At 53.8% G+C, this 26,703-nt stretch carries 22 protein-coding genes, 1 tRNA gene and 1 pseudogene; 6 read left to right on the top strand and 18 right to left on the bottom strand.

Features of this window, described 5'->3' with window-relative positions; all coding sequences use genetic code 11:
* Nucleotides 1-29: 29 nt before the first annotated feature.
* The 3 genes from BM261_RS02160 (at nt 30) to BM261_RS02150 (ending at nt 3,592) form a co-directional block, all read left to right on the top strand.
* On the top strand, nt 30-1,232 hold the full coding sequence (locus BM261_RS02160; RefSeq protein ID WP_074894701.1) for a PgaA family protein: 1,203 nt from the start codon (nt 30-32) through the stop codon (nt 1,230-1,232).
* Nucleotides 1,233-1,414: 182 nt separating this feature from the next.
* Complete coding sequence (gene argJ, locus BM261_RS02155) at nt 1,415-2,632, top strand: bifunctional glutamate N-acetyltransferase/amino-acid acetyltransferase ArgJ (RefSeq protein WP_074894699.1); 1,218 nt, start codon at nt 1,415-1,417, stop codon at nt 2,630-2,632.
* Between the two features lie 63 nt (nt 2,633-2,695).
* Nucleotides 2,696-3,592, top strand: a complete 897-nt coding sequence (locus BM261_RS02150) for a tyrosine-type recombinase/integrase (protein WP_074894696.1) — start codon at nt 2,696-2,698, stop codon at nt 3,590-3,592.
* A gap of 269 nt (nt 3,593-3,861) precedes the next feature.
* Here the strand turns inward: BM261_RS02150 and BM261_RS02145 are convergent, their stop codons facing one another.
* From BM261_RS02145 to pyrB, 4 genes are all read right to left on the bottom strand, one after another.
* The gene (locus BM261_RS02145; protein ID WP_074894694.1) at nt 3,862-4,911 is read right to left on the bottom strand and encodes a metallophosphoesterase; all 1,050 of its coding nucleotides are present in this window, start codon (nt 4,909-4,911) and stop codon (nt 3,862-3,864) included.
* Nucleotides 4,912-5,116: 205 nt separating this feature from the next.
* Nucleotides 5,117-5,674 carry an oligoribonuclease gene (orn, locus tag BM261_RS02140; protein WP_074894692.1) on the bottom strand — a complete coding sequence of 186 codons (558 nt, stop codon included), beginning with the start codon at nt 5,672-5,674 and terminating at the stop codon, nt 5,117-5,119.
* 119 nt (nt 5,675-5,793) lie between these two features.
* A complete protein-coding gene (gene pyrI / locus BM261_RS02135) occupies nt 5,794-6,252 on the bottom strand; it encodes an aspartate carbamoyltransferase regulatory subunit (RefSeq protein ID WP_074894690.1) in 459 nt (152 codons plus the stop codon).
* Between the two features lie 9 nt (nt 6,253-6,261).
* Nucleotides 6,262-7,182 (bottom strand): aspartate carbamoyltransferase, encoded by a 921-nt coding sequence (pyrB, locus tag BM261_RS02130; RefSeq protein WP_074894688.1) that lies wholly within the window; start codon nt 7,180-7,182, stop codon nt 6,262-6,264.
* Nucleotides 7,183-7,437: 255 nt separating this feature from the next.
* Between pyrB and yccS the strand changes: the two genes are divergently transcribed.
* Entirely contained in the window at nt 7,438-9,699 is a 2,262-nt protein-coding gene (yccS, locus tag BM261_RS02120; protein WP_074895187.1) for a YccS family putative transporter, read from the top strand.
* Between the two features lie 59 nt (nt 9,700-9,758).
* On the opposite strand, the pseudogene BM261_RS12265 reads toward yccS, so the two are convergent.
* The 3 genes and pseudogenes from BM261_RS12265 to rnhB all read right to left on the bottom strand — a co-directional run.
* A pseudogene (locus tag BM261_RS12265) lies at nt 9,759-9,866 on the bottom strand (IS5/IS1182 family transposase); the annotation flags it as partial.
* 132 nt (nt 9,867-9,998) lie between these two features.
* The gene (rlmH, locus tag BM261_RS02115) at nt 9,999-10,469 is read right to left on the bottom strand and encodes a 23S rRNA (pseudouridine(1915)-N(3))-methyltransferase RlmH (protein ID WP_074894685.1); all 471 of its coding nucleotides are present in this window, start codon (nt 10,467-10,469) and stop codon (nt 9,999-10,001) included.
* Nucleotides 10,470-10,508: 39 nt separating this feature from the next.
* On the bottom strand, nt 10,509-11,099 hold the full coding sequence (rnhB, locus tag BM261_RS02110; protein ID WP_074894684.1) for a ribonuclease HII: 591 nt from the start codon (nt 11,097-11,099) through the stop codon (nt 10,509-10,511).
* A gap of 210 nt (nt 11,100-11,309) precedes the next feature.
* On the opposite strand from rnhB, the gene dusB reads away from it, so the two are divergent.
* Together dusB and BM261_RS02100 are read left to right on the top strand one after the other, a co-directional pair.
* Complete coding sequence (dusB, locus tag BM261_RS02105; RefSeq protein ID WP_074894682.1) at nt 11,310-12,308, top strand: tRNA dihydrouridine synthase DusB; 999 nt, start codon at nt 11,310-11,312, stop codon at nt 12,306-12,308.
* 162 nt (nt 12,309-12,470) lie between these two features.
* Nucleotides 12,471-12,710: a Fis family transcriptional regulator gene (locus BM261_RS02100; protein WP_074894680.1), complete on the top strand. Its 240-nt coding sequence runs from the start codon at nt 12,471-12,473 to the stop codon at nt 12,708-12,710.
* Nucleotides 12,711-12,797: 87 nt separating this feature from the next.
* Here BM261_RS02100 and aroQ read toward each other — a convergent pair whose 3' ends face one another.
* The 11 genes from aroQ to BM261_RS02045 form a co-directional block, all read right to left on the bottom strand.
* The gene (gene aroQ, locus BM261_RS02095; RefSeq protein WP_074894678.1) at nt 12,798-13,235 is read right to left on the bottom strand and encodes a type II 3-dehydroquinate dehydratase; all 438 of its coding nucleotides are present in this window, start codon (nt 13,233-13,235) and stop codon (nt 12,798-12,800) included.
* Between the two features lie 316 nt (nt 13,236-13,551).
* Nucleotides 13,552-17,766 carry a DNA-directed RNA polymerase subunit beta' gene (gene rpoC, locus BM261_RS02090; RefSeq protein WP_074894676.1) on the bottom strand — a complete coding sequence of 1,405 codons (4,215 nt, stop codon included), beginning with the start codon at nt 17,764-17,766 and terminating at the stop codon, nt 13,552-13,554.
* Nucleotides 17,767-17,977: 211 nt separating this feature from the next.
* Nucleotides 17,978-22,174, bottom strand: a complete 4,197-nt coding sequence (gene rpoB / locus BM261_RS02085) for a DNA-directed RNA polymerase subunit beta (protein WP_074894675.1) — start codon at nt 22,172-22,174, stop codon at nt 17,978-17,980.
* A gap of 209 nt (nt 22,175-22,383) precedes the next feature.
* On the bottom strand, nt 22,384-22,755 hold the full coding sequence (gene rplL / locus BM261_RS02080) for a 50S ribosomal protein L7/L12 (protein ID WP_003769706.1): 372 nt from the start codon (nt 22,753-22,755) through the stop codon (nt 22,384-22,386).
* Between the two features lie 58 nt (nt 22,756-22,813).
* Complete coding sequence (gene rplJ / locus BM261_RS02075) at nt 22,814-23,314, bottom strand: 50S ribosomal protein L10 (RefSeq protein ID WP_074894673.1); 501 nt, start codon at nt 23,312-23,314, stop codon at nt 22,814-22,816.
* A gap of 226 nt (nt 23,315-23,540) precedes the next feature.
* Nucleotides 23,541-24,236: a 50S ribosomal protein L1 gene (gene rplA / locus BM261_RS02070; RefSeq protein WP_074894671.1), complete on the bottom strand. Its 696-nt coding sequence runs from the start codon at nt 24,234-24,236 to the stop codon at nt 23,541-23,543.
* Nucleotides 24,236-24,670 carry a 50S ribosomal protein L11 gene (rplK, locus tag BM261_RS02065; RefSeq protein ID WP_002220151.1) on the bottom strand — a complete coding sequence of 145 codons (435 nt, stop codon included), beginning with the start codon at nt 24,668-24,670 and terminating at the stop codon, nt 24,236-24,238. Before rplK ends, rplA begins: the two co-directional genes overlap by 1 nt.
* Before the next feature lie 168 nt (nt 24,671-24,838).
* Entirely contained in the window at nt 24,839-25,372 is a 534-nt protein-coding gene (nusG, locus tag BM261_RS02060) for a transcription termination/antitermination protein NusG (RefSeq protein ID WP_070452829.1), read from the bottom strand.
* Nucleotides 25,373-25,374: 2 nt separating this feature from the next.
* On the bottom strand, nt 25,375-25,818 hold the full coding sequence (secE, locus tag BM261_RS02055) for a preprotein translocase subunit SecE (protein ID WP_083426628.1): 444 nt from the start codon (nt 25,816-25,818) through the stop codon (nt 25,375-25,377).
* Nucleotides 25,819-25,874: 56 nt separating this feature from the next.
* A tRNA-Trp gene (locus BM261_RS02050) sits at nt 25,875-25,950 on the bottom strand.
* A 7-nt stretch (nt 25,951-25,957) separates the two neighbouring features.
* On the bottom strand, nt 25,958-26,703 hold a 746-nt coding region (locus tag BM261_RS02045; protein ID WP_143095746.1), incomplete at its 5' end, for an elongation factor Tu.

Raw genomic sequence — 26,703 nt, 5'->3', positions numbered from 1 at the left:
CGGCCTACAACCACTACGCGACCCACCGCATGAAAGCCCGTACCGCACTGACCGCCCTCCTCCTCGCACTCTGCTGCACCGCCCGCGCCGACGACACCGACCGCGAACGCGAACGACTGGCCGTTTATGCCCGGCAGGGCGACAGCCAGCTGGCCGAAGCCGCCCGAAAAATGGGCGAACTCTACCGGAAAACCGGCAACGGCAAAGTCCGTGCCGACTGGATTGCACTGCTGGTACGGCGCGGCGACAGGCGGCAGGCACTGGCCGCCTGCCCCGAATGCCGCCCCGGCGACTACGCGCCCGACGAACTGGAAAACCTGGCCAAAGCCGCCCGCGACGAAAAACAGTTCGACACCGCCCTCCAACTTTACCAAGCCCTGCAAAAAAGCGACCCCGAACGCAAAATCGGCTGGCTGGGCGGCGCGCTGACCGCACTCGACGGCAACGACTACATCTCCGCCATCAACCAAATCGCCCTCTACCGCGAACGCTTCGGCAACGATGCCGACATCGCTGCCGCCCAGTCCTACATGGACAACCGCATCCAAAACAACGAAACCGCCGTCCCGTCCCGCAAGCAGCAGGAAGCAAACCGCCGCCGCGAAGCCGAAACCGCCGAACGCGACCACATCCTGCAGCAATACCGCGCCGCCGCCGAACGCCGCGACTTTGCCGCACAAGAGCAACTCATCTCCCGCCACGGCAAATTTTTCTCCGCCAAAGACCGCCTGTGGCTACGCCACGCCAAACTGGCCGACGAACTGCGCCGCGCCCGTGCCGACGGCGACCGCAAACGGTTGGAACAAGTTTACGACGGACTGAGCAAGATTCTGCGTGAAACTGAAGAAAACAGCGAAATCTACAACCAGGCCAAACGCGACCGCATGGCCGTCCTCATCGCCTTGGGGCGCGACCAGGAAGCCTTGGAAGACTACCGCGCGCTGGCGCGCCACCAAGAACAGCCCGATTATGTGAAAGAACAGTACGCGCAGGCACTGGCCATGAACAGCCGCCCCGTTACCGCCTCCGCACAGCCGCCGTCGGTCACAAACCGGCCTTCCGCCGCCAAAGCCGCGCCCGCAAAAGGCAAAGTCCTGCTCGACGCACTAGGCAACCCCATCCCGCCCATGGACAGCGCGGTGGAAGACATCGCCCGCGGCCTCAACTACCCAAGCAACCCCGGCAAAGCGCGCAGCCTCCAATTCCGCGTCTTGCCGCCCATCATGCACTGATCGCCCTCAATCAGAAGAGGCCGTCTGAAAAGCATTCCGCCGCGCGGGTGCTTTTTCAGACGGCCTCTTTCCCGTTCCGAACACGGTTGAAAGCCCGCCCGCCGAAGCGGTAGAATCGGACAAGCAGCGGAAGCGGTTTCCCTTCCGCCAACGCCCATCCCAACGATACAAAGGAAAAAATCATGGCAGTCAATTATCGAGAAACCCCCGCCGGCCAACTCCAAGCCATCGACGGCATCCGCCTCTTCGTCGGACAGGCGGGCATCAAAAAACCGCAACACGACGACCTCACCCTAATGCTGCTCTCCGACGGCAGCACAGTCGGCGCGGTGTTTACCCAAAACCGCTTCTGCGCCGCACCCGTGCGCATCTGCAAACAACACCTGTTCGATGCAGACGGCGTACGCGCCCTCGTCATCAACACCGGCAACGCCAACGCGGGAACGGGCGAAGAAGGCCACGACCGCGCCATGGCCGTCTGCGAAGCGGCGGCCGAACAGGCAGGCTGCGCCCCGACCCAAGTCCTCCCCTTCTCCACCGGCGTCATCCTCGAACCCCTGCCCGCCGACAAAATTATTGCCGCCCTGCCCAAACTGCGCCCGGCCGGCTGGGCGGATGCGGCACGCGCCATCATGACCACCGACACCGTCCCAAAATCCGCCTCGCGCGAAGGCAAAGTCGGCGAAAAACACACCGTCCGCGCCACTGGCATCGCCAAAGGCTCCGGCATGATTCATCCCAACATGGCGACCATGCTCTCCTTCATCGCCACCGATGCCAAAGTTTCCCAACCCGTCCTCCAGCTGATGACCCAGGAAATCGCCGACGACACCTTCAACAGCATCACCGTGGACGGCGACACCAGCACCAACGACAGCTTCGTCATCATCGCCACCGGCAAAAACGGCCAAAGCGAAATCGACAACATCGCCGACCCGCGCTACAAACAGCTCAAAGAGCTGCTCTGCGGCCTCGCCCTCGAACTCGCCCAAGCCATCGTCCGCGACGGCGAAGGCGCGACCAAATTCATCACCATCGAAGTCTGCAACGCCGAAAGCCGCGACGAAGCACGCCAAGCCGCCTATGCCGTCGCCCGCTCCCCCCTGGTCAAAACCGCCTTCTTCGCCTCCGACCCCAACCTCGGCCGCCTGCTGGCCGCCGTCGGCTGTTCCGGCGTCGATTTGGACTGCAACACCCTGAAAATGTGGCTCAACGGCGTATTGGTGGCGGAAAAAGGCGGCCGCGCCGCCGGCTACACCGAAGAACAGGGTCAGGCCGTCATGAACGAAAACGAAATCACCGTCCGCATCGACCTGCAACGCGGCCGCGAACAGGCCACCGTCTACACCTGCGACCTCTCGCACGAATACGTTTCCATCAACGCCGACTACCGTTCGTAAACCGCAAAGGCCGTCTGAAACCGGTTTTCAGACGGCCTCTTCCCCACCCTGTCAGGAAACCCGATGACGCCGGACGAACTGCCGCACCACCTCGACCCCTACCTTGCCGAACTGCAAAGGCAGGGCAAATCCGAGCACACGCTGGCCGCCTACCGCCGCGATTTGACCCAGCTCTTCAACCTGCTGCCCGCACACGGCCAATCCGTCGGCCGCAACGACTTCGTCGCCGTCCTGAAAAAACTGTCGCAACAAAACCAATCCGAACGCAGTCTTGCCCGCAAACTTTCCGTCTGGCGGCAATACTGCGCCTTCCTCATGCGGCAAAAGCTGCTCGATGCCGACCCGACAGTCCGCCTGAAAGCACCGAAAGCACCCGAACGGCTGCCGAAAGCCGTGGATGCCGAACCACTCAACCGCCTGCTCGACCACGCGCCCGCAGAAAACGGCCTCGACGTGCGCGATTTGGCCATATTCGAACTGCTCTACGGCAGCGGCCTGCGCGTGGCTGAAGTGCACGGCCTGAATACGGACGACATCCTGCTCAACGAAGGCTGGGTGGAAGTGCGCGGCAAAGGCGGCAAACACCGCCAAGTGCCGCTGGGCAGCCGCAGCGTTTCCGCCCTGCGCGCCTACCTGCCGCAACGCATCGCGCAAAGCGGCGAAACCGCCCTGTTCACCGGCCACACGGGCAAACGGCTGGGCATCCGCCAAATCCAAAACCGCCTGCGCGACTGGGCGGTAAAAAACGGCAGCCCGCAACACCTCAGCCCACACATGATGCGCCACAGCTACGCCAGCCACCTGCTGCAATCCTCCAGCGACATCCGCGCCATACAGGAGCTGCTCGGCCACAGCAACTTGTCCGCCACCCAGATTTACACCAAACTCGATTTCGACCGCCTGGCGCAAGTGTACGACCGCGCCCATCCGAGGGCGAAACGGAAGAAAGACGGCGGATAAACCCGTCTGCAGCCGTCGCCCGCACTGCCTGTTCAGACGGCCCCGACATTCTGAAACCCAACTTTTCCACTCAAACAAAGCGGGCAATACCGTTCGCACTTTATCCGCGTCAAAAAATTCCGATGCCGCCGCTTCCCCCGCACTTGGATAACCGCAGGCTTCCGGTTTCGCCGATAAAACCAGCCCCGCCGTACCCGCAACGGGAAAAGGCCGTCTGAAAAACCTCAAAACGTTTTTTCAGACGGCCTTTTATCTGTCCGTATCCGCATCTAACGCGTCGCCGCGCATTCGCCGTTCTCAAACACCAACACCTTCTCCGGCCAGCGCAACGCCGCCAGCCTGAACTGTTCAGGACGGTATTTCTGCGGGAATTTCCTTGCCCGCCAGCTTGCACCTATCGAGAAATCGACGCAGAACACGTTGCGCCGCGCTCCGTGCCAGACATCCGGCTGCTGCGGCAGCAACAGCCGTTCGGCGGCAACGGCGGCGGGAGACGGCTGCCAACTGCGCCAATAATGGCCAATCACGACGGGCTTATCGTCGCGGTAGTCGTCCCACCACGCGCAACGGGTCGTACCGCGCCAGCGTCCGCCGGCGTAAAACTGCTTGTCCGCCAAACGCTCCACGCCGCTGGTGAGGGCGCGTATCGGATGCAGGCGGCTGCGTTCGAGTTCGTATCGCGCTGTGGCGGGCATGGGCGGCGGCGCATGGTCTGGATTTTCCGCCTGCGGGGCGTAATGCGCCTGTTCGTAGAGGTAGTCGGGATACCAAGAGGCCGTCTGAAGGCGGTGTTTCAACTCGGCATCGAAGCGGCGGTATTGCGCGGTCAGGCTTTCGCCCTTGGCTTCTTCGAGGCATTCGATTTGCGGCGGCAGCCAAGCGGCATGGACGATGCGCAGGTCTTCGCGCTCCAGCAGCAGCGGCTGTTCGGCAAGCCATGCGCACAATTCGGTTTTCTCTTTCTCTTCAACGCAATGCCACGGCGCGTAATGGGCGTCTTTTTCGGCGCGGACATCGAAAAACCAGCCGGAGCCGTCTTTCGGGTCGTCGGCAAGAATGTTCAATTCGTGGTTGCCCAAAACCATCCATGCCCATCCGCATTCATAAGCCTGTTTGAACCACGCCAGCATCGCGGGGCTGTCGGGACCGCGGTCGCACAAATCGCCAACGAACACCAGCCGCCGCCCGTGAGGATGGAAACCGTCGTCGCGGTAACCGAGCCGGTGCAGCAGCGATTGGAAGGCGGCAAATTCGCCGTGAACGTCGCCGACGATGTCCAGCGGCGTGTCGGGCAGGGATTGGCGGTATTGATAGGACATGATGGTCGGAGGCCGTCTGAAAAAGGATTGGTGGAAAACAGATTACCTACGTCATTCCCGCGCAGGCGGGAATCCGGGACAAACCGCAAACTGCGGTGATTTGTCTGAAGGCTGCCGAAATCTAGAAGGCTGGATTCCCGCCTGCGCAAGAACGATGATTCGGCGGCAGGCCGGGTATTACTGCCCAATCTACCGTTCTGAGTTTTCAGACGGCCTCGGGCAGTTTCAAGAAATTTTCGCGGTAGTAACGCATTTCCTCGATGCTTTCGAGAATATCGTCCAAAGCCTGATGCGAACCGCGTTTCACCACGCCTTTGGCAACAGGCGGATTCCAACGTTTGGCGAGTTCTTTCAGGGTGGACACGTCCAGATTGCGGTAGTGGAAATACGCTTCGAGGCGCGGCATGTATTTGACCATGAAGCGGCGGTCTTGATGGATGGAATTGCCGCACATCGGCGTGGCTTTTTCGGGAATCCATTGCGCGATAAAGTCCAGCAGCTTCTGTTCCACTTCGGCTTCGGTCAGCCGCGATTCGCGCACGCGTTGGGTCAGCCCCGTGCGGCCGTGGGTGGCGGTGTTCCAAGCGTCCATGCCGTCGAGCAGTTCGTCGCTTTGGTGGACGACATAAACTTCGGACTGCGCCAAGACGTTCAAATCGGGGTCGGTGATAATCATGGCGACTTCGATAATGCGTTCGCGTTCGGGGTCAAGCCCGGTCATTTCCATATCGAGCCAGCAGAGGTTGTTTGCGTTTTGGGTCATTTCAGACGGCCTTTTGAATGGGAAAGCGGCGGATTATAAAGGATATGCCCGATTTGGAAAGGCCGTCTGAAACGGGCTTCGGCAATGTCGGAACCTGTTTTTCAGACGGCCTATCCGCATCAGGCATCCAATACGAATTCGCGCGGGAAGGTTTTTTCGCAGTAATGGCATTTGAGCTTGGTCTGGCTGCCTTGGCCGCGGATGGAAAAGCGGCTTTTCACCGGTTCGCCGTGGCTGGCGCAGTTGGCATTGGGGCAGCGGAACACTTCGGCGATTTCGTCGGGCAGGGTCAGGCGGCGTTTGGCCACCACTTTGAAATCGGCGATGGTATTGACGGTGGCTTCGGGCGCGAACAACGCCAGCCGGTTGGCGGCGGCATCGTCGAACGCCACGCCGGAAATTTTGATGATGTCTTTGCTGCCTTGGGTTTTGCTCGGCAGGTTGAAGCCGACGGTTACGGCGCTGCCGTAATGCAGCAGTTTGAACTGGCGCAGGATGGTCAAGCCCAGCCCGGCGGGGATGTGGTCGATGACGGTGCCGTTTTCAATGGCTTCGACGCTGAGTTTTTTATTTTCCATATTTTTCCCTTACACTTCTTCGTTCAACACCAGCGACAAAATCGCCATGCGGGCGTAAACGCCGTTGGTCGCCTGCTCGAAATAGTAGGCGTGCGGCGTGGCATCGACGTCGGGGTGGATTTCGTCAACGCGCGGCAGGGGGTGCAGCACGCGCAGGTTGGGACGGGCGTTGGCGAGCATGGCGGCGTTGAGGTTGAATTTGCCTTGGATTTTGGCGAACTCTTGTTCGTCAAAGCGTTCGCGCTGGACGCGGGTCATATACAGGATGTCCGCCCATTCGACGGCGGCTTCGAGGTCGGGCAGGATTTGGTAACGGCAACCTGCGGCTTCGAGTTCTTCGGTGATGTATTCGGGCATGGCGAGGCTGGGCGGGGAGACGAAGGCAAATTCGCAGTCCCAGCGTTTGAGGGCTTGGCAGAGGGAATGGACGGTGCGGCCGTATTTGAGGTCGCCCGCCATGGCGATTTTGAGCTTGTTCAGACGGCCTTGGGTTTCGTAGATGGTAACGAGATCGAGCAGGGTTTGGCTGGGGTGTTGGTTGGTGCCGTCGCCGGCGTTGATGACGGGGACTTTGGAAAACTCGGCGGACACGCGCGCCGCGCCGTCTTTGGGGTGGCGTTGGATGATGGCGTCGGTGTAGCTGGAGATGATGCGGGCGGTGTCGGCGAGGGTTTCGCCTTTTTTCGCGCTGGTGTTCGCGCCGTCGGCAAAGCCGATGACTTTGCCGCCCAAGCGTTGTACGGCGGTTTCAAACGACAGGCGCGTGCGGGTGGAGGGTTCGAAAAAGCATGAGCCGATGAGTTTGCCTTCGAGCAGGTCGCCGCGCGGGTGCTCTTTCAGCTTCAAGGCCGTCTGAAGCAGCAGTTCGAGCTGTTCGGTCGTCAGGTCGGAAATGGAAATTATGTGTTGTCGGTAAAGCGGGTTGGGCATTCGGTTTCCTTTCTTCATTCGGCAAAAACCCCGCGAAGGCGGGGTTTTGCGAAACAACGGCAGACAATGACGGATGCGCCGCGGCATGCGGCCCGGAAAGGGCGGGTGGAAAATGCGGGGCGGGCCATGTGTTGCCTCTAATCGGTAGGACGGGGCGATTATCGCATATTTGCCTTTTCGGGGTTGGGATTTTCAGGCTGGAGCCGTCTGAAAATGTGTAAAATGCCGTTTTCCCAGACTGCCCCTGCCCGCAAAATGAAATTCAAAACCCCGCCCGTCAATGCCAAACTGATTGCCATGCTGCCGTCGCTGGTGAGTACCGGCATCATCGCCTATCTGGTTTACCGCTTCCGCCTGGAATCGGTTACGATTCCGTTGGTGCTGGGCGTGATTGCGGGCGGCTTGGTCGATTTGGACAACGTATTGTCAGGCCGTCTGAAAAATACGACGGTGTCGCTGGCGGCCTTTGCCGTGTCCTCGCTGGCGGTGCAGGCCGCGCTGGGGCGGCCCGGGGTGTTTCTGGCGGTGATGGCCCTGCTGGCCTTCGTTTTCACCATGATCGGCGCGGTCGGCCTGCGCTACCGTACCATCTCCTTCGGCACGCTGGCGGTGGCGGTGTACACCACGCTGACCTACAACCCCGCCCATCCGGCCGCCTGGTACGTCAATCCGCTGATGATTTTGTGCGGCGCGTCGCTCTACAACGCGGTTACCCTGCTGCTGCACATCCTGCTGCCGCACCGCCCGGTGCAGGAAGCCGTGGCCGAAGCCTATTGCGCACTGGGTGCGTATCTCGATGCCAAAGCCGTTTTTTTCGACCCCGACGAAACAGACGGCCTGGAACAGCGTCAAATCGACCTGGCCATGAAAAACAGCCGCGTCATCGACACTTTCAACCTCTGCCGCAGCGCGCTGTTCTACCGCATGCGCGGCCAGCACCGCCATCCGCGCACCACCCGTATGCTGCGTTATTACTTCGCCGCCCAAGACATCCACGAACGCGCCAGTTCCAGCCACATACACTATCGCGCCATGGCGGACAAACTGAAAAACAGCGACCTGATTTTCCGCTTCCTGCGCCTGATGGAATTGCAGGCACAGGCCTGCCGCGACATCGCCGACAGCCTGAAAAACGGCCGGGTTTATGAAGACGACCCGCGTCTGGCACGGGCGCGCAAAGGCCTGAGGCAGTCGGTGGCGCATTATGCCGAACTCCACCGCGACGCCGCCGAACTGCCGCAACTGCAACGGCTGGCCGCCAACCTGCAAAGCATCAACTACCAGCTCTCCCACCTCGAAAGCGGGCTGACCGAAGAACAAGGCGGCGACCTGCGCATCGCCCACCACGATTCGGCCAAACTGAAAGACGCCTTCAAAAGCATCCGCCGCCAGCTCACCCCCGAAGCCCCCACCTTCCGCCACGCCGTCCGCATGGCGATACTGGTGCTCTTCTGCGGCCTCGTAGTGGAAACCCTGCAACTGAACTTCGGCTATTGGATACTGCTGACCGCCGTATTCGTCTGCCAACCCAACCACTCCGCCACCCAAAGCCGTCTGAAACAACGCATCGCCGGCACACTGGCGGGCGTACTCGTCGGCTCCCTGCTGCCCTACTTCACCCAGTCGCTCGAAGCCAAACTGATGGTATTGACCGCCGGCGTGTCCCTGTTCTTCCTCTTCCGCGCCAACAAATACAGCTACTCCACCTTCTTCATCACTATCCAAGCCCTCATCGGCTTTTCCATCGCCGGCTTCGACATCGCCCAAGCCCTGCCGATGCGCATGGCCGACACCGTCGTCGGCTGCCTGCTCGCCTGGGCGGCAGTGTCCTATATCTGGCCCGACTGGCACTACCTGCAACTGGGCAAAACCGGCGCGGCCGCCATCGCCGCCGACGCGGGCTACCTGCGTGGCATCCTCGACAGCCTGAAAAGCGGCGGCGGCGAAGACGTCGCCTACCGCAGCGCGCGCCGCCTGAGCCACGAACGCGCCGCCGCCCTCTCCAGCACACTGTCCGACATGTCGGCCGAACCGTCCAAATACGGCAGCCGCCTTTCAGACGGCTTCCAACTGCTGAAAATCAACTATTCCCTCATCGGCTACATCTCCGCCCTCGGCGCATACCGCTCCACCATCCGCCGCGACGACGAACACCAACCCTTCCTACAACAATACTTCCCCGCCGCCTACCGCCTGTGCGACCTGCTCGAAGCCGTGCCGGAACTGGACAAAACCGACTTCCAAGCCCGGCTCGCCGACGTACAGGCCGAACTGGAACAGCTGCACCCGCACGACGGCCGCGAACAAAACAGCCTGCTGTGGCAGCAGCTTTCCGCCACCGCCGCCCTGCTCGAGCCCGCCCATTCCGCCCTTCACGGCCCATCGGCCGCCGCAGCCGCGCCCGACAACGACGGCGGCAACCCAAGCGACCAAGCACTTGAGCACAGCGCAGACACCGAAGGCGGCCGGCAAACCGCACCGCAAGAAACGCCAAAGGCCGAACCGGAAAACCCTTGAGCCAACGCGCATAACGACAGCGCGAAACCGTCCGCCTGCGGCATATAATCGGCAGTGCAATATAGTGGATTAAATTTAAACCAGTACGGCGTTGCCTCGCCTTGCCGTACTATCTGTACTGTCTGCGGCTTCGTCGCCTTGTCCTGATTTAAATTTAATCCACTATAAAATCGAAATGCCGCAGAAACGGCAAGCGCAGGGCGTAAATTGATTCACCCCGGCAGATTGTTGCCATTGGCAGAAAGGCCGTCTGAAAAAACAACCCGGTTTCAGACGGCCTTTTGATGTTTTTTTCCCGCCTATTCGCGGTGATACGGATGGTGGTTCAGAATCGACACCGCGCGGTAAAGCTGCTCGGTCAGCAGCACGCGCACCATGCCGTGCGGCAGGGTGAGGCTGGAGAGGCGCAGCATCATTTTCGCCCGCTGTTTGAGCGCGTCGGTCATGCCGTCCGCGCCGCCGATTACGAAGCAGACGTGCTCGCCCTGCAACTGCCAGTCTTTCAGATGTGCCGCCAATTCGAGCGAAGTCGGCGCTTTGCCGCGTTCGTCCAGTACCACCAGATACGCGCCTTCCGGCACGGCCTCCAAAATCCGTTTTTCCTCCGCCGCCATGCCCTGCACGGCATTCACGCCCGCGCCGCGTTTTTCCGGCTTGATTTCCTTCAAGGCATACTGAATGTCGCGGCCGAAGCGTTTGGCGTATTCGTTTACCGCCTCGTCCACCCAGCGCGGCATTTTCGTGCCGACGGCCAATACGGTGATGTTCATGCTGTTTCCCTTTCAATCGAAACCGTGTTTTCAGACGGCCTATTCAAACAAACGTCCCTGCGCCAGCAATTCGCGCACGGGGGCGAAATCCGCCCTGTGTTCCGGCAGCGCGCCGTATTGTTTCAGGGCGGCCAGGTGCGCCGCCGTGCCGTAGCCTTTGTGTTTTTCGAAACCGTATTGCGGATAGCGTTCGGCCAAGGCGTACATTTCCGCGTCGCGGGCGGTTTTGGCCAGTATCGATGCGGCGGATATGGCGGCGATTTTATCGTCGCCCTTCACCACGGCTTCCGCTTCGATGGCCAAACCTTCGGGCACGCGGTTGCCGTCTATCCACACTTTCTGCGGCGGCACGGCCAAACCTTCCACCGCGCGGCGCATGGCCAGCATCGCGGCGTGCAGGATGTTGAGTTCGGCGATTTCCGCCACGTCGGCCGAAGCCACGCACCAGCCCACCGCCTGCCGCCGGATTTCTTCCGCCAGCGCGTCGCGCTTTTTCTCGCTGAGTTTTTTCGAGTCGGCCAAACCGGCCAAATCGTAATCGGGCGGAAGAATCACGGCGGCGGCAAATACGCTGCCGATCAACGGCCCGCGCCCCGCTTCGTCCACACCTGCTTCCAGTCGTCCGTCCATTGCCTGATCCGTCCGGTCTTGATAAAACGCGCAAGCATAAAGCAGCGGCGCGCGTGCTTCAACTTTTTCCCGCCGATCCGCCTTGCCCGCCCTGTTTTCAGACGGCCTTTTCGGGCTTGGGTAAAAATGCGGGTACGGTCCGTCTGCCGTGACGGTTTGCCGGATATTTGACTATAATCCGCCCTCTTCCGTTTCCACCGTATTTCCAATATGTTCCGCATCGGCCCCTACAGCATCGCCACGCCCGTCGCCCTCGCGCCGATGGCAGGCATTACCGACAAACCGTTCCGACGGCTGGCCCGCCGTTTCGGCGCGGGTTACGCCGTCAGCGAGATGCTGGCCAGCGACCCTTCGCTGCGCCACACCAAAAAAAGCCTGTCGCGCGGCGATTTCGACGGCGAAGACGATCTGAGGGCGGTGCAGATTGCGGGCAGCGACCCGAAACAAATGGCTGAGGCCGCGCGCTACAATGTGGAAAACGGCGCGCAGATTATCGATATCAACATGGGCTGCCCGGTGAAAAAAGTCTGCAACGTGCTGGCGGGCAGCGCATTGCTGCAAAACGAAAAACTGGTGGGCGACATCCTGCGCGCGGTGGTGTCGGCGGTGGACGTTCCCGTTACGCTGAAAACCCGCCTCGGTTTTGCCGAAAACAATAAAAACATCCGCACGGTGGCCAAAATGGCCGAACAGGCAGGCATCGCCGCACTTGCCGTCCACGGCCGCACCCGCGAGCAAATGTACAAGGGGCAGGCCTCTTACGACCTGATTGCCGAAGTCAAACACGACATTTCGATACCGCTGTGGGTAAACGGCGACATCACCACCCCGCAAAAAGCCGCCGAGGTTTTACGGCAGACCGGGGCGGACGGCGTGATGATCGGGCGCGGCGCGCAAGGTCGGCCCTGGCTGTTTGCCGACATCGCATACTTCCTGCAGCACGGCAGCCCGCCCGCACCCGTCACCTTTCAGGCGGCCTCCGCCGCCATGTTGGAACACCTGCGGGAAATGTATGACTTTTACGGCGAAACCGCAGGCCTGCGCATTGCCCGCAAGCACATAGGCTGGTATCTCGCGCCGTTTCCTGACGGCGAAGCCTGCCGCAAACACATCAACACCCTCGATTCTGCCGCCGCACAATACGATGCCGTTTCAGCCTTTTTGGAACGGCAGGAGCAGGGCGAATGGCCGTCTGAAAAGGCCGTCTAAATGCGACCAAACCACGCCACACCAAGATAAAAGGTAAATTTTTTAAATAAACGGTTTAACAACTATCGCAAACTGAGCTTTTTGCATACAATACCGATTCACTTACGGGGCTGCCGGATACAACGGCGGCAAATATAAAAAAATTCCAATTGAGATTATGCTATGCCCAACAAAATTCCCGATATCACCAACTGTATCGAGCAAAACCTTCACCAATACTTCCGCACGCTGGACGGCGAACCCGCCTGCAACGTTTACGACATGGTGTTGCGCCAAGTGGAAAAACCGATGCTGGAAACCGTGATGGCGCAGTGCGGCGGCAACCAATCCAGAGCTTCGGCCGTCCTCGGCATCAACCGCAACACGCTGCGTAAAAAACTGCACGAACACGGCTTGCTTTAATCTGCGCCTGAGGACATATGAAAGGCCGTCTGAAAACCTTTTCCCTGTGGGAGGAAGTTTTCAGACGGCCTTTTTTACCTCGTGCGCTCAACCCTGCCGGCGAATCAAAAAATCCAGTGCGGCCTCATAACCGTACATCCCCAGCCCGACAATTACGCCCTCGGCAAGGTCCGACAAATAGGAATGATGACGGAAAGGTTCGCGGCGGTGGACATTGGAGATATGCACTTCGACAAACGGTATTGCCACACCGGCCAGCGCATCGCGGATGGCGACACTGGTGTGCGTATAAGCACCCGCATTGATGATGACTGCATCCACGCCTTCATCGCGGGCGGCATGGATGCGGTCTACCAGCCCGCCTTCGCTGTTACTCTGAAAACATTGCACCGCGACACCGCGCCCCGCCGCCGATTCAATCAGGCGGCGTTCTACATCGGCCAGCGTGTCCGCACCATAAATCTGCGGTTCGCGCGTACCGAGCAAATTGAGATTGGGGCCGTTGATTAACAGGATGTTTTTCATATCGGTTTGTTCCTTGATGACGTAAAAGTCCGAATAATCTGTTTCAGGCAGTGAGGCCGTCTGAAAACAGACGGCCGCATCTTATAGCATCGTTCCACCTGCTTTCAAGCGGCAAACTTCGGCAACGGCAAACCAAGCCTAATAATGGCTGATTCACATTGCAGGCCCAAGGCCAATACTCCTGCGGCCATCATTACACAGCCGGAAATGGCTGGGCAGGCCTTTCTATTGGAATCGACCATCTTTGAGCCATATGAGGCCGTCTGAAAACGCTGCCAAGAAAAACGCCGTCTTTTCAGACGGCGTTTTGTACTGCTTATGCCTGCGGCTGTTCGTCGGCAGACGTTTCAACCGGAGCGGAGGCAACCGTTTCTCCCGATTGCGCAGCCTGCTGCTCTGCCCATTGGCGGCGGCGCGTGCGGTGGTAAGTCAAGCCTGTACCGGCCGGAATCAGTCGGCCGACGATGACGTTCTCTTTCAGGCCGCGTAAGTCGTCCTGTTTGCCCATAATCGCGGCTTCGGTCAGGACGCGTGTGGTTTCCTGGAAGGACGCGGCAGAGATGAAGCTGTCGGTAGACAAAGAGGCTTTGGTAATACCCAGCAGGATATTTTCAAAGCGCGCCGGTTCTTTGCCGTCGGCCAATGCTTTCTCATTAACCGCCATCACTTCGGCACGTTCTACCTGTTCGCCGGTAATGAAGCGGGTTTCGCCCGGATCGACAATGTTCACGCGGCGCAACATCTGACGGATGATGACTTCGATGTGTTTGTCGGAAATCTTCACACCTTGCAGTCGGTAAACTTCCTGCACCTCTTGAACAATATAGCGCGCCAGTTCTTCGATGCCTTTCAAACGCAGGATGTCGTGCGGATCAACCGAACCGTCTACGATGGTTTCGCCGCGGTTTACGACTTGGCCGTCATGCACCAGAATCTGTTTCTCTTTGGAAATCAGGGTTTCGTAGGCTATGCCGTCCACATCGGTAATGATGAGGCGTTGTTTGCCTTTGGTTTCTTTACCGAACGACACGGTACCGGTTACTTCGGCCAGCATGCCGGCATCTTTCGGGATACGGGCTTCAAACAATTCGGCCACGCGCGGCAGACCGCCGGTAATGTCGCGTGTTTTGGACGAAGCCTGCGGGATACGCGCCAATACGTCGCCTTTGCCGATTTCCTGTCCTTCGCGTACGGTAATCACCGCGCCAACCGGGAAGGCCATGGAAACGGGGGTTTCCGTGCCCGGGATTTTGACTTCTTCGCCGTTTTCGTCGAGCAGTTTCACCGTCGGACGCAGCAGTTTGCTGGTGCTGGAAGAGCGGCGTTTGCCGTCAATCACCACCAAAGTGGACAAGCCGGTGATTTCGTCGGTTTGTTTGGCAACGGTTACACCTTCTTCCACGTTTTCAAACTTCACAAGGCCGGCATGCTCGGTAATCATCGGACGGGTATGCGGATCCCAAGTAGCAAGGGTTGTGCCCGCTTTGATGGTCGAACCGTCCTGTACCAGCAAGGTGGCACCGTAAGGTACTTTGTGGCGTTCGCGTTCGCGGCCGATTTCGTCGTGAATCACGACTTCGGAAGAACGTCCGATAACGATCAGCTCGCCCTTATTGTTTGCCACATAACGCATTTGGCTGTTAAAGCGCACCGTACCGTTGGATTTCGCTTCCACGTGGCTCGCTGCCGCCGCACGGGAAGCCGCACCACCGATGTGGAAGGTACGCATGGTCAGCTGGGTACCCGGTTCGCCGATCGATTGCGCCGCAATGACACCGACGGCTTCGCCCGCATTGACCAATTTACCGCGAGCCAAGTCACGGCCGTAACATTTCGAACACAGGCCGTAACGGGTTTTACAGGTAATCGGGGTGCGGACTTTCACTTCATCCACGCCGGAGTTGTCGATGATGTCCACTAGTTGTTCGGTCAGCAGGGTTCCGGCTTCCACCAGTGTTTCGTTGGTAGAAGGATCAACGATATCTTGTGCGGCCACGCGTCCCAAAATACGGTCGCGCAATGCTTCAATCACATCGCCGCCTTGTACCACGGCTTTCATGATGAAGCCGTCTGATGTGCCGCAATCGTCCTCAACCACCACCAAGTCTTGGGTAACGTCCACCAAACGGCGGGTCAGGTAACCAGAGTTGGCGGTTTTCAAAGCGGTATCGGCCAAACCCTTACGCGCGCCGTGGGTCGCAATAAAGTATTGCAATACCGACAGGCCTTCGCGGAAGTTCGACGTAATCGGGGTTTCGATAATCGAGCCGTCAGGTTTTGCCATCAAGCCGCGCATACCGGAGAGCTGTTTAATCTGCGCCGCAGAACCACGGGCACCGGAGTCGGCCATCATGTAGATGGAGTTAAACGACTCTTGCTCCACTTCGTTGCCGTCACGGTCGATGACTTTCTGCTTAGACAGGTTGTCCATCATCGCTTTAGCGATTTTATCGCCGGCGCGCCCCCAAATATCGACCACTTTGTTGTAACGTTCGCCGTTGGTGACCAAGCCTTGACGGTATTGGTTTTCGATTTCTTTCACTTCGGCTTGCGCTTCGGCCAACAATTCCGGCTTCTCTTTCGGAATTTCCATGTCGTCCACACAGATGGAAATACCGCCTTTGGCTGCAAATCCGAAACCGGTATACATCAAGTGGTCGGCGAAAATAACCGTATCGCGCAAACCGCATAGGCGGAATGATGCGTTAATCAGCTTGGAAATTTCTTTTTTCTTCAGTGCCTTGTTGATGTATTCGAACGGCAGGCCCTTCGGCAGGATTTCGCTCAACAATGCACGGCCGACGGTGGTTTCGTAACGGTTAACGACAGGTTCGAATTCACCCGCTTCATTTTTCACCCATTCGCGCAGACGCACGGTAATTTTCGTACCCAATTCAACTTGTTTGGTGTGGTAGGCACGGTGTACTTCTTTAACATCGGCAAACAGGCTGCCTTCGCCCAAGCCGTTGATTTTGTCGCGGGTCATGTAATACAGACCCAATACGATGTCCTGAGACGGTACGATAATCGGCTCGCCGTTGGCAGGAGACAATACGTTGTTCGAAGCCAGCATCAAGGTACGGGCTTCCATTTGAGCTTCCAAGCTCAACGGAACGTGTACCGCCATTTGGTCACCGTCAAAGTCGGCGTTGAACGCGGCACATACCAACGGATGCAGCTGAATGGCTTTGCCTTCGATCAGGATGGGTTCAAACGCTTGAATGCCCAAACGGTGCAGGGTCGGCGCACGGTTCAGCATAATCGGATGTTCGCGGATGACCTCATCCAAAATATCCCATACTACCGGCACTTCTTGTTCGACCAGTTTTTTGGCCGCCTTCACGGTGGAGGCTTCGCCGCGCAGTTCCAGCTTATGGAAAATAAACGGCTTGAACAGCTCCAAGGCCATTTTTTTCGGCAAACCGCATTGGTGCAGACGCAGGTACGGGCCTACGGTAATCACGGAACGACCTGAGTAGTCCACACGTTTACCCAACAGGTTTTGACGGAAACGACCACCCTTACCTTTAATCATGTCTGCCAATGATTTTAGCGGACGCTTGTTGGCGCCGGTCATGGCTTTACCGCGACGGCCATTATCCAACAGTGAGTCAACCGCTTCTTGCAACATACGTTTTTCGTTGCGGACGATGATGTCAGGGGCGTGCAGTTCCAGCAGGCGTTTCAGACGGTTGTTACGGTTGATGACGCGGCGGTACAAATCGTTCAAATCGGAAGTGGCGAAACGACCGCCGTCCAACGGCACCAACGGGCGCAAATCGGGCGGCAATACCGGCAGGACGTCCATAATCATCCATTCCAGTTTCATGCCGCTGCGCTGGAACGCTTCCAATACTTTCAAGCGTTTGGCAATTTTTTTGATTTTGGTGTCCGAACCGGTGCTTTCCAATTCCTGGCGCAGGATTTCGACTTCTTTCGCAATATCTAACTTCGCCAACAGATCGCGTATACCTTCCGCACCCATTTTTGCGTCGAAATCATCACCATATTCATCCAATTTCTGATAATAATCTTCTTCACTCAGCAATTGGCGGCGTTGCAACGGAGTCATACCGGGGTCGGTAACGACAAAAGCTTCGAAATACAATACGCGTTCGATGTCGCGCAAGGTCATATCCAACACCATACCCAAGCGGGACGGCAGGGATTTCAAGAACCAAATGTGTGCTACAGGTGCGGCCAGTTCGATATGGCCCATGCGTTCGCGGCGCACTTTGGACAGGGTTACTTCCACGCCGCATTTTTCACAGGTTACACCTTTGAATTTCAAACGTTTGTATTTTCCGCACAAACATTCGTAGTCTTTAACCGGTCCGAAGATTTTGGCGCAGAACAAGCCGTCGCGCTCGGGTTTGAAAGTGCGGTAGTTGATGGTTTCGGGCTTTTTCACTTCTCCATAAGACCACGAACGGATGGTTTCAGGAGAGGCGATGCCGATTTTGATGGCATCGAATTCTTCTTCTATTCCTGCGGTTTGCAGGGGATTAAACAGGTCTAACAATGCTTTCATTTTTGCTCCTTGGGACATTTCGTCCGCTTTGGCTGGGGCATACGGTATCGGAAATAAGGCAGGCCGTCTGAAAACGGCTTATCCGGCAACTGCACGGCTTGACTTTCCGATCGTACCTTTATCTTTTCGGGTTTCGGCTGAATATGGATGCCGGCACAAATGTCGGCTTTTCAGACGGCCTCACGTGGCAGAGGCCGTCTGAAACGGAACATTAATGGCGTTCCAAGTCGATATCCAAGCCCAAAGAACGGATTTCTTTGACCAATACATTGAATGATTCAGGCATGCCGGCATCAATTTTGTGTTCGCCTTTAACGATGTTTTCGTACATTTTGGTTCGTCCGTTTACATCGTCCGACTTCACGGTCAGCATTTCCTGCAAGGTATAGGCTGCACCGTAGGCCTCCAAAGCCCAAACCTCCATCTCACCGAAACGTTGTCCGCCGAACTGGGCCTTACCGCCAAGCGGCTGTTGGGTAACCAGCGAATACGGACCGGTCGAACGGGCATGCATTTTTTCATCCACCAAGTGGTGCAGTTTCAAATAATGCATCACGCCGACAGTTACTTTACGGTCAAAAGGTTCGCCGGAACGGCCGTCATACAGGGTGATTTGGGTTTTGGTGTCGTTAAAGCCCAATTTTTGTACTTCGGGGTCATCGCTTGGATAGGCCAAATCAAGGAAGGCTTTGATTTCAGTCTCATGCGCACCGTCAAATACGGGAGAGGCAAAAGTAGCACCGTTACGCAGATTTTGCGCCAATACCAAGATTTCTTCATCACTCAGTTGCGACAAATCTTCCTTATGCATATCCGGCCCGCCCAAATCACCGTTGTACATGGTATCCAGGAATTTGCGGATTTCGCTTGTTTTGCGCTGCTCATCAAGCATACGGCCGATACGCTCACCGATGCCTTTGGCTGCCCATCCCAAGTGAACCTCCAAAATCTGGCCGATGTTCATACGGGAAGGTACGCCCAGCGGGTTCAACACGATATCTACCGGACGACCGTCTGCCATGTAAGGCATATCTTCTACCGGCAGAATGCGGGATACCACACCTTTGTTACCGTGGCGGCCGGCCATTTTGTCGCCGGCTTGCAGACGGCGTTTGATGGCAATAAATACTTTCACCATTTTTTGTACGCCGGGTTGCAATTCGTCGCCCTGAGTCATTTTTTTCTTCTTGATTTCAAACAGGGTTTCCGCTTCTTCACGTTTGTCCTGTAAGCTACCTTTAATCAATTCCAACTGCTTAGCAATGTTTTCATCGGCAACACGTACATCAAACCAATCGTGTTTGCTGGGCAAACCTGCCAGATATTCGGCGGTAATCTTACTGCCTTTAGCCAATTTCATCGGCCCGCCATTGGCTTTTTGACCGACTATCATGCGTTCGATACGGTCAAATGCATCGTTATCGAAAATTCTCAGTTGGTCATTCAAGTCCAAACGGTAACGTTTCAGTTCGGCATCAATAATCGCTTGGGCACGCTTGTCCCGCTGGATACCTTCTCGGGTAAAGACTTGAACGTCGATGACTGTACCGCTCATACCGGTAGGCATACGCAGCGAAGTATCTTTCACGTCGGATGCTTTTTCACCGAAAATGGCGCGCAGCAATTTCTCTTCGGGAGTCAGCTGGGTTTCACCCTTAGGCGTTACTTTACCCACTAACACGTCGCCGGCTTCCACTTCCGCACCGATATAAACGATACCGGATTCGTCCAAACGGCTTTGCATACGCTCGGACAAGTTCGGAATATCACGGGTAATATCTTCCGCACCCAGCTTGGTGTCGCGGGCAACGACATTCAACTCTTCAATATGAATCGAGGTATAACGGTCGTCTGCAGCCACCTTTTCCGAAATCAAAATCGAGTCTTCATAGTTGTATCCGTTCCACGGCATAAAGGCGATAACCATGTTCTGACCCAAAGCCAACTCACCTAAGTCGGTAGATGCGCCGTCTGCCACCAGATCGCCACGTTGCAATACGTCTCCCGCTTTCACAGCCGGACGTTGGTTGATATTTGTGGATTGATTAGAACGGGTGAATTTCACCAAATTGTAAATATCCACGCCTACTTCGCCGGCAACTGCTTCGTCGTCATGGACGCGCACTACCACACGATTAGCATCAACATATTCAACCACACCGCCGCGACGCGCCACAATGGCAGTGGCACTATCGACCGCAACGGCACGTTCGATACCGGTACCGACCATCGGTTTTTCAGCACGCAGACAAGGCACCGCTTGACGCTGCATGTTGGCACCCATCAAAGCACGGTTCGCATCATCATGCTCCAAGAATGGAATCAAAGAGGCTGCAACCGATACTGCCTGGCCGGTTGCCACATCCATATATTGAACCCGATCTGTTGTAGCCATGATGGTCTCGCCTTTCTCACGGCAAGTGACCAAATCATCTACCAAATGACCTTCTTCATCTAATGCGGCATTCGCCTGAGCAATAACGAAGCGGCCTTCTTCAATTGCAGACAAATATTCAATATCGTCAGTTACTTTACCATCTACCACTCGACGATATGGAGTTTCAAGGAAACCGTAATCATTGGTGCGGGCATAGACTGATAACGAGTTAATCAGACCGATATTCGGACCCTCAGGCGTCTCAATCGGACAAACACGACCATAATGAGTCGGATGTACGTCGCGCACTTCGAAACCGGCACGTTCACGCGTCAAACCACCCGGTCCCAATGCTGAAACACGACGTTTATGGGTAATTTCCGACAACGGATTAGTCTGATCCATAAACTGCGACAGTTGGCTGGATCCGAAAAATTCTTTAATTGCCGCAGAAACAGGTTTGGCATTGATTAAGTCTGTCGGCATTAAATTTTCCGACTCGGCCTGATTCAACCGCTCTTTAACCGCACGTTCGACACGTGATAATCCGCTACGGAATTGATTTTCTGCCAATTCACCAACAGAACGAACACGGCGGTTGCCCAAATGGTCGATATCGTCTACTTCCCCATGACCATTGCGCAATTCCACCAATGTGGCGATAGAGGCAACAATATCCTCCACACCCAAAACAAAACCACCTTTTTCTGCAGCACCGGCAAATGTCTCGTTCAATAATCTGCCATACCATGAAGCCTTTTGCTCAGAGGTCAATTTTTGTTCATAGGTGCGAGTATTAAATTTCATTCTGCCGACACGCGACAAATCATAACTGTCTTCGTTAAAAAACAGTCTGTTAAACAATAGCTCCACTGCTTCTTCAGTGGGAGGTTCCCCAGGACGCATCATTCTGTAAATAGCAACCCTAGCAGCATGCTGATCAGCAGTTTCATCGGTACGTAAGGTTGCCGAAATATAGCCACCTTGATCCAAATCATTTATATATAGTGTTTGAATTTCTTGTACGTCATTGATATCAAACTGCGCCAACAATTCTTCCGTAATTTCACTATTTGCAACCGCCAAGACCTCACCTGTATCGGCAGAGATGACATCTTTTGCTAAAGTTCGGCCCACTAAACTCTCTGGATCAACGCGCAACCTTTCCAAACCAGATTTTTCAATATCGCGAATATTCTTTGCAGTAATACGCTTGCCAGCGGCAACTAATACATTACCCTCTTTATCGACGATATCAAACTTGGCTGTTTCACCTTTCAGACGGCCTGCAATTAAACTCGTTTCAACGCCATCTTTTAAGAAATAAAACGTTTCTTTATCATAAAATGTATCTAAGATCTGCTCATCGTTATAACCTAAAGCTTTTAACAGAATAGTTACAGGCATTTTACGGCGGCGGTCGATACGGAAATACAATAGATCCTTCGGATCAAATTCAAAATCCAACCAGGAACCACGGTAAGGAATAACCCGCGCAGAAAATAACAACTTGCCGGACGAATGTGTCTTACCGCGATCATGTTCAAAAAATACGCCAGGAGAGCGATGTAGTTGAGAAACAATGACACGCTCCGTACCATTGATAACAAAAGATCCACTAGGTGTCATTAAAGGAATTTCTCCCATATACACCTCATTTTCCCGCACCTCTTTAATTACATCTTGTTTCGATGATTCTTTATCCAGAATAACCAACCGGATACGTGCACGCAGAGGGGCTGCATATGTTATTCCCCGCAACTGGCATTCAGGGATATCAAAAAGAGGCTCTCCCAAAATATAATGAACAAACTCCAGACGAGCATAGCCATTATGACTAACAATAGGGAAAATTGAATTAAATGCAGCCTGAAGTCCCTCATCCATACGCTTATCATAGGAAGCACCCTGCTGTAAAAATTTAGCATACGAGTCTAATTGCGTCGCCAGCAAGAAAGGAACATCAAGAACATTGTCACGCTTCGCAAAACTTTTACGAATACGTTTTTTCTCTGTAAAAGAATAAGCCATCCCAAAAACACTCCAATTAGTTGAAACTACTTAATATCAACGCAATGCGGTTTATTTCATCTCAAATGAGAAATACAACCCAAGGCTGTTAATTTACCTAAATTTTCACATAAAAATCACATTCATGAAAATTTAGGTAAATCTTTAACCTACTCAGTAAATGCAATAAGGCTGACAGCCAAGCTGCCAGCCCTTTACATATAAAAATTTTATTTGATTTCGACTTTAGCGCCAGCTTCTTCCAATTGTTTTTGGATGTCTTCAGCTTCAGCTTTAGAAACACCTTCTTTAAGAGTTTTAGGTGCGCCGTCAACAATGTCTTTAGCTTCTTTTAGACCCAGACCAGTAATTGCGCGAACTACTTTAATCACGCCAACTTTTTGTTCGCCGGCAGAAGCCAATACTACGTCAAATTCAGTTTTTTCTTCAGCGGCAGCAGCACCAGCACCAGCAGGACCCGCAACTGCAACAGCAGCAGCAGAAACGCCGAATTTTTCTTCAAAAGCTTTAACCAAGTCGTTCAATTCCATTACGGTCAAAGAACCAACTGCTTCCAAAATGTCTTCTTTAGTAATAGCCATGCTATTTATACTCCAAATATTGTATTAAAAAATAATTGATTAACAGAAACAAAATTGATTAAGCGGCTTCTTCGCCTGTTTTTTTCTCTGCCAAAGCAGCCAAACCGCGCGCAAAGCCTGATACAGGAGCTTGCATAACGAACAACAGTTTGGACAACAGCTCTTCGCGGCTCGGAATAGAAGCCAACTCAGCAACCTGAGCAGCATTCATCACTTCACCATTGTAAGAACCGGCTTTAACTACAATTTTGTCATCTTTTTTCGCGAATTGGTGCAACACTTTAGCAGCAGCAACAGCATCTTCAGAAGCAGCATAAACCAATGGACCAACCATTTGATCAGCCAAAGCTGCGAATGAAGTACCCTCTACTGCACGACGAGCCAATGTGTTTTTCAGAACGCGCAAGTAAACGCCTTCTTTACGCGCATTAGCGCGAAGCTCAGTCATACTGGAAACACTGATACCGCGATATTCAGCAACCACGAGAGTCTGTGCGTTAGCAATTGCTGCGCTGATTTCCTCTACGGCTACTTTCTTGGTTTCAATATTGAGACTCAAGGTCTACCTCCCACTGTTTATAAACAGGATATCGAAATGATATCCCACCAGCGCGGTAACCTAAAAAGACATCTTACAAGCAATCTTGCAATGTGTTTCAGGACTACCGTCTGCGTAGGGCAGTTACGATTAAATCTTGCGATCCCTACGGTCTTGGACATCTACTTAATTCTAAGTAGCCCAAATTCAAGCGACTCAAAATAGAGTTGCTTGAAAATTTCTTAGATTAGTTATTCACGCTTGACGTATCAACGCGAACACCTAAACCCATAGTGCTGGATACAGCAACTTTTTTCAGGTACTGACCTTTAGCAGCAGCGGGTTTAGCTTTAACGATAGCGTCCAGCAATGCATCAAAGTTCTCTTTCAAATCAGCCTCAGCGAATGAAGCACGACCGATAGTTGCATGAACGATACCAGCTTTGTCTGTACGGTATTGCACTTGACCTGCTTTTGCATTTTTAACTGCTTCAACCACATTAGGAGTAACAGTACCCACTTTAGGGTTTGGCATCAAACCACGCGGACCTAAGATAGTACCCAATTGACCAACGATGCGCATTGCATCAGGAGAAGCAATAACGACATCAAAGTTCAGGTTACCTGCTTTGATCTCAGCTGCCAAATCTTCAAAGCCAACAACATCAGCACCAGCTTCTTTAGCGGCATCAGCATTTGCACCTTGAGCAAATACTGCTACGCGGGTTGTTTTACCAGTACCTTTAGGCAGAACAACTGAACCACGGATAACTTGGTCAGATTTACGTGGGTCAACACCTAAGTTGAAAGATACGTCAACAGACTCGTCAAATTTAGCAGTCGCTGCTTTTTTCACCAAAGCAATTGCTTCGTCAATCGCATATAATTTATTGGTCTCAACAGAAGAGCGCAAAGCTTTCAAGCGTTTAGATACTTTAGCCATTATACAACACCCTCCACATCCAAGCCCATTGAACGAGCAGAACCAGCAATAGTACGAACGGCAGCATCTAGGTCAGCAGCAGTCAAATCTGGCTCTTTAGTTTTAGCAATTTCTTCCAACTGAGCACGGGTCAATTTACCCACTTTATTTGTCAAAGGATTAGAACTACCTTTTTGCAGACCAGCAGCTTTTTTCAACAGAATAGAAGCTGGAGGAGTTTTCATCACAAAAGTGAATGATTTATCCGCAAATGCAGTAATCACAACAGGAATCGGCAAACCAGGCTCCATGCCTTGAGTTGCAGCATTAAATGCTTTACAGAATTCCATAATATTCAGACCACGTTGACCCAAAGCAGGACCAACTGGGGGAGATGGATTGGCTTTACCTGCAGGAATTTGCAGTTTGATGTAGCCGATAATTTTCTTTGCCACTTATAGGACTCCTAAAAACGGGTATAGCGCGGAACCATTTCCGCTTCCCAAAAAGCCAGCATTATACTCTAAAAAATACAAAAAATCAAAACTTAGAAATAACTTAATCATTAGCTAGGCATCTTTTTACATGTTGCCAAAATTTCAGCTGCATAATGCAGAATAATCCTAATTTTTTTCAACTTGCCCAAAATCAAGCTCAACAGGGGTTTCCCTACCAAAGATTTGTACTGAGACACGAAGCTTACTTCTTTCATAATTAACTTCACTAACAATACCATTAAAGTCAGCAAATGGCCCTTCGGTTACCCGCACCTGTTGGCCGACTTCAAACTCTACGCGCGGCTTAGGCTTATCTCCCCCTATCTGTATTTGAGCTAGAATGGAATCAACCTCCCTTTGGGAAATCGGCAAAGGCCGATTAGCCTCCCCGCCAACAAATCCTGACACTCTAGGTGTACTTCTCACTAGATGCCAAGAATCATCCGACATTTCCATCTCTACCAAAACATAACCAGGAAAAAATTTCCGCTCACTTACTGTGCGCCGCCCATTTTTGATATCCACAACCTCTTCTGTTGGCACTAATATTTTTCCAAAAGATGCACCCATCCCCTCTCTTTCAATTCTATCCTTAAGTGCCTTTTGTACATTTTTTTCAAAACCAGAGTAAGCCTGAACTACATACCATTTTTTAGACATTACTAACCCTTCTTCATCAATAGATCAAACAATACCCAAGAAATTAAAAAATCAGCCAAATAAATAAAAATTGTCAATATTGTAACAAATATTAAAACAAAAATTGTCATCTTCGTCGCATAAGCTTTGTCAGGCCAAACTACTTTTTTTAGCTCTACAACGGAATTTTTAAAATATATTAGTAGGCGAGCAAAATTACCCCATATTAAGACAATGCCGGCAACAAATACTGAAGTTGACAAAATAGCAGTCCTTAAAACTTCAGAACTACCAAATAAATATTTTGAATTTGTAAACCAAATTGAAAAAACAATAATCGCCAATGCAATAATAATTTTAAACAATGTACTTACAATGGACTTTTTCACATTCTGGACCTTATCATTTAACTCCTTATTTAGTATTTTACTTGAAGTAAATCCATTTTCAGGCTTTTGCTCAGACATTACATTTTACCCATAAAGAAAAAACTAACCGACACAAGGCCGGTTAGTTTTAGATTTGGCAGGCCAAGAGGGTCTCGAACCCCCAACCCTCGGTTTTGGAGACCGATACTCTACCAATTGAGCTATTGGCCTCTAAAAGTTAAGCGATGATAGAAGAAACCACGCCCGCACCTACGGTACGACCGCCTTCGCGAATCGCAAAGCGCAGACCTTCTTCCATAGCGATAGGTGCAATCAGTTCTACAGTGATGGCCACGTTCTCACCAGGCATAACCATTTCTACACCTTCTTCCAAAGTAACCGCACCGGTTACGTCGGTAGTACGGAAGTAGAATTGTGGACGGTAGTTAGCGAAGAACGGAGTATGACGACCACCCTCTTCTTTGCTCAATACGTAAACTTCTGCTTTGAATTTGGTGTGAGGAGTGATGGTACCCGGTTTAGCCAATACTTGACCGCGTTCCACTTCTTCACGTTTGGTACCGCGCAGCAATACGCCTACGTTGTCACCTGCTTGACCTTCGTCCAGCAGTTTGCGGAACATTTCAACACCGGTACAAGTGGTTTTTTGGGTTTCTTTCAGACCTACGATTTCGATCTCGTCACCGACGTGGATGATACCGCGCTCTACACGACCGGTTACTACTGTACCACGGCCGGAGATAGAGAATACGTCTTCGATAGGCAACAGGAACGGTTTGTCCACGGCACGCTCAGGTGTCGGGATGTAGCTGTCCAATGCAGCAGCCAGTTCGAAGATTTTTTCTTCGTAAGCTGCGTCGCCTTCCAAGGCTTTCAGTGCGGAACCTTGTACGATCGGGCAGTCGTCGCCTGGGAAGTCGTAGCTTGACAGCAAGTCACGGATTTCCATTTCAACCAGTTCCA

It is taken from the genome of Neisseria elongata subsp. elongata (assembly GCF_900113545.1).
Lineage (GTDB): Bacteria > Pseudomonadota > Gammaproteobacteria > Burkholderiales > Neisseriaceae > Neisseria > Neisseria elongata.
This window is presented reverse-complemented; position numbering and strand designations above follow the sequence as displayed.

Bases quoted from the DNA above. Each gene is read 5' to 3' on its own strand.
- BM261_RS02100 (WP_074894680.1), top strand. From the start codon at position 12,471: ATGCCCAACAAAATTCCCGATATCACCAACTGTATCGAGCAAAACCTT.
- rplL (WP_003769706.1), bottom strand. From the start codon at position 22,755: ATGGCTATTACTAAAGAAGACATTTTGGAAGCAGTTGGTTCTTTGACC.
- dusB (WP_074894682.1), top strand. From the start codon at position 11,310: ATGTTCCGCATCGGCCCCTACAGCATCGCCACGCCCGTCGCCCTCGCG.
- BM261_RS02145 (WP_074894694.1), bottom strand. From the start codon at position 4,911: ATGTCCTATCAATACCGCCAATCCCTGCCCGACACGCCGCTGGACATC.
- yccS (WP_074895187.1), top strand. From the start codon at position 7,438: ATGAAATTCAAAACCCCGCCCGTCAATGCCAAACTGATTGCCATGCTG.
- orn (WP_074894692.1), bottom strand. From the start codon at position 5,674: ATGACCCAAAACGCAAACAACCTCTGCTGGCTCGATATGGAAATGACC.
- pyrB (WP_074894688.1), bottom strand. From the start codon at position 7,182: ATGCCCAACCCGCTTTACCGACAACACATAATTTCCATTTCCGACCTG.
- BM261_RS02160 (WP_074894701.1), top strand. From the start codon at position 30: ATGAAAGCCCGTACCGCACTGACCGCCCTCCTCCTCGCACTCTGCTGC.
- rplA (WP_074894671.1), bottom strand. From the start codon at position 24,236: ATGGCTAAAGTATCTAAACGCTTGAAAGCTTTGCGCTCTTCTGTTGAG.
- aroQ (WP_074894678.1), bottom strand. From the start codon at position 13,235: ATGAAAAACATCCTGTTAATCAACGGCCCCAATCTCAATTTGCTCGGT.
- rnhB (WP_074894684.1), bottom strand. From the start codon at position 11,099: ATGGACGGACGACTGGAAGCAGGTGTGGACGAAGCGGGGCGCGGGCCG.
- rpoC (WP_074894676.1), bottom strand. From the start codon at position 17,766: ATGAAAGCATTGTTAGACCTGTTTAATCCCCTGCAAACCGCAGGAATA.
- secE (WP_083426628.1), bottom strand. From the start codon at position 25,818: ATGTCTGAGCAAAAGCCTGAAAATGGATTTACTTCAAGTAAAATACTA.
- rpoB (WP_074894675.1), bottom strand. From the start codon at position 22,174: ATGGCTTATTCTTTTACAGAGAAAAAACGTATTCGTAAAAGTTTTGCG.
- nusG (WP_070452829.1), bottom strand. From the start codon at position 25,372: ATGTCTAAAAAATGGTATGTAGTTCAGGCTTACTCTGGTTTTGAAAAA.
- rlmH (WP_074894685.1), bottom strand. From the start codon at position 10,469: ATGAACATCACCGTATTGGCCGTCGGCACGAAAATGCCGCGCTGGGTG.
- pyrI (WP_074894690.1), bottom strand. From the start codon at position 6,252: ATGGAAAATAAAAAACTCAGCGTCGAAGCCATTGAAAACGGCACCGTC.
- argJ (WP_074894699.1), top strand. From the start codon at position 1,415: ATGGCAGTCAATTATCGAGAAACCCCCGCCGGCCAACTCCAAGCCATC.
- BM261_RS02150 (WP_074894696.1), top strand. From the start codon at position 2,696: ATGACGCCGGACGAACTGCCGCACCACCTCGACCCCTACCTTGCCGAA.